The sequence below is a fragment of the Methanobrevibacter sp. genome, assembly GCF_045577275.1.
GTDB lineage: Archaea > Methanobacteriota > Methanobacteria > Methanobacteriales > Methanobacteriaceae > Methanobrevibacter.
In genome coordinates this window covers 1-1,662 of the sequence record NZ_JAZNIB010000083.1, presented here as the reverse complement: position 1 = coordinate 1,662, position 1,662 = coordinate 1, and the positions used below count along the sequence as shown (strand labels likewise).

The 1,662-nt window shown below is 32.9% G+C and carries 1 protein-coding gene; it reads right to left on the bottom strand.

Features of this window, described 5'->3' with window-relative positions; genetic code table 11:
• Window positions 1-210: 210 nt before the first annotated feature.
• Window positions 211-1,464, bottom strand: a complete 1,254-nt coding sequence (gene mmp10, locus ACKI67_RS02925; protein WP_407461905.1) for a methyl coenzyme M reductase-arginine methyltransferase Mmp10 — start codon at window positions 1,462-1,464, stop codon at window positions 211-213.
• Window positions 1,465-1,662 lie beyond the last annotated feature (198 nt).

The following is a 1,662-nucleotide window of genomic DNA, read 5'->3' as shown; positions in this document are numbered from 1 at the left end:
TTAAAAAAATTATAAAAAATTTAAAAAAATGCAAAATTTTTACAATAAATGAAAAAATATTAAAAAAGTATTGGAATAATATTGAAATGGTACTGAAAAAAATATTGATAATAATAAAAAAATATTGAAAATAATATAATTATATTATATATATTATATTTTTATTATGTTTTTATTTTTGAAAAATGTGAAAAATAAAAAATTTAAAAATTAAAAAGCCCTTTTCATTCCAAAGAAGTTAATGGCTTGAATAAGATCAATGAATGAACCAAGCTCATGTTCAATTACATCTTCCTCACTCATACCGCTGCTTAACTCACCATCAACACTTAAAGTGTCAGGACCATATCCTACAAGACGGCTTTTTCCATCCTGACTAAGTATTCTTTCTGCATCCAATTGATGAATGAAAGCCCTTCCAGGAAGAATTACTGCATCCTTTATCTCATCCAAATCCAAGACTTCAAGGTCTTGCTTTGTCATCAAGCAAGCAATGTCCTTCTTGGTGGCTACAACATTGACATTATCAGGAGCTATTTTATCAAAAATCTTCTTCAAGAATGGAGCTGCAATTTTAGAGGTTAAAAGTGTAGCTTCACCAGTGACTTGAGGCAATATTCCTAAAAATTCCTCATATTCATCCTTAGCTAAAATAAATGGTGCGCCAATTGTCGGATCTGATAACGGAGTTCCAGTCACCCTAAGATTGTATTCACTGTTTATTTGTTTTACAAGCTCTTCAAATTCAAGAGGCTCATGAGGAACGATACCTTCAACAACAGGTTCATTGCCTAAAATCAAACCTTGATCATAACTGTTTGCAAAACGCATCATCATCAATGCCTTTGCTCCCCATTCCTCCAATTTCTCACAGGTGTTCTGTAGCACTGCACCATCATTGACACCAGGAATGATTACAGCTGCAGCATGCAAATCTGCACCTTCAGCAAAAAGTTGAGCAGCTTTAAGAGATTCTTCTGGACTTGGATCCAACATCCACTCCTTTCTGAGTTTTGGGTCTGCTGCAAAAATAGTGTAAGTTACCTCATTCACACCTTGATTTAGGAATTGAGTAGCTATATCTCCATCATCAATCCCCTTTCCACTTGTATAACCTAAGTGAATTGGCAATTGCATTTGGTATAATCCAGCAATCAATTCTTCAAGGTGAGGATAACAGCTGACATCTCCTCCACCGCTTATGTTAACCTTCAAGTTAGCATCTCTTACAGGATTCATCATCAAAGCCATTTGAACTTCACTGATGACAGAGAATGGCTGTTGAAATGGCTTTCCTGCTTCCTGAACTCCTTCCAAACATCTTGGACAACCTACTTTGTTAGGGGGACAATGTTGGCATCCTAGAGCTTCTGTCAGTGGTTTCACTTTTCTAAAGTAGCAAAACTTACAAAAGCCTCTGCAATCTTTTCCAGGAGTTCCACCAAGGTCTGCTATAACTTGCATAATCTTTACTTCCATTAATCTAAATCAATATACTGCATTATAAAATAAAAAGTCTTTTAAATCTTTAAGACTTTAAGAATCCATAGATTCTAAAAAACATTACTATAAAATTCTATTAAAAAACTAATATTAATACTTTGTTTAAAATGAATTTAAAATAAAATAAAATAAAACTTAAAATAAGATAAAATAAAATTT